Origin of the sequence: Carnobacterium sp. (assembly GCF_032094055.1) — a bacterium.
Lineage (GTDB): Bacteria > Bacillota > Bacilli > Lactobacillales > Carnobacteriaceae > Carnobacterium_A.
Genome location: NZ_DAMDAK010000047.1, coordinates 11,019 through 11,992, shown reverse-complemented (window position 1 = coordinate 11,992; position 974 = coordinate 11,019). Strand labels below are relative to the sequence as shown.

The 974-nt window shown below is 34.8% G+C and carries 1 protein-coding gene; it reads right to left on the bottom strand.

From position 1 onward, the window contains the following. On the bottom strand, nucleotides 1-974 hold a 974-nt coding region (cas9, locus tag RT405_RS08350; protein WP_396163554.1), incomplete at both ends, for a type II CRISPR RNA-guided endonuclease Cas9.

Below are 974 nucleotides of genomic sequence, written 5' to 3'. Positions count from 1 at the left end.
GACTAAACTGGAATTCGTAACTTTCATCAATTTGTTTATAAGGTGCATTACGACCATCTTTTCCATTGTACAACTCCATATCAAGAGTGTAGACTCCCTCAACTTTTCTAAACCAATTATAAGGAATACCAAGGTACTTATATTTCCCTTCTTCATTTTTGTAAATATCAACTCGAATACTTTTTCTGCTTAACAGTACGACATCGTTTTGAGCATTTTCATATTTGTTAGAAATATCTACATGGATGCCTAACTTGCTGTCTAGATATTTCAAACTCTTAACGGGAACTTTGCCGTCTTTCAAAATAAAGCCATGTTCTTTATAAAAGTCTTGGAAAGGATTATCCGCATGACTATGTTCTTCCATCACTTTCCGAACTAATTCCCAAGTTTTCGGATCGTGTTGTGCCATTAAAAATAAATTTGGATTTTTTTCGATTCTTTTCTTAAGAGCAGTGTAGCCTGCTTTATCCAACTGGTAAATATTTTTAACTTTTCCAACAATGTATTTTTCGTTGTCTTTTTCTCGTGTAGAGTAAATGGTTTGTTTGGACATCGTCCGATTTGGCTTACGGTCGACTTTGTGGGAATACTTGACTTGATCTTCATAATTTCTCAGATTACTGATGAAATTCAAAGATTTATTATCAAAAACTTGTTCTTCGGCTATAACTTCACCTGTATCAATATGTGTTGCAACACCTTCAATATTAAAAGATGTATTTTTAAGCTGTTTAAATAATGGCATGCGACTAATGGCTGCTACGATCAAGGCATCAATGGCATGATGTGCATGTCCGGCATCTCGATCTTTATTTAGTTTAGTTCTTCTTCTAAGAGCAGCAGTAAAGCTGCCGCGCACAGACATGACTTGGGTTGAGATTTCGTTATTTTGATAAAATGTCCGCAATGAACTCGAGAAACTTCTCATAGCATATTGCGTATCAATTAAGTTCCGATTGATAAAGTCTTTT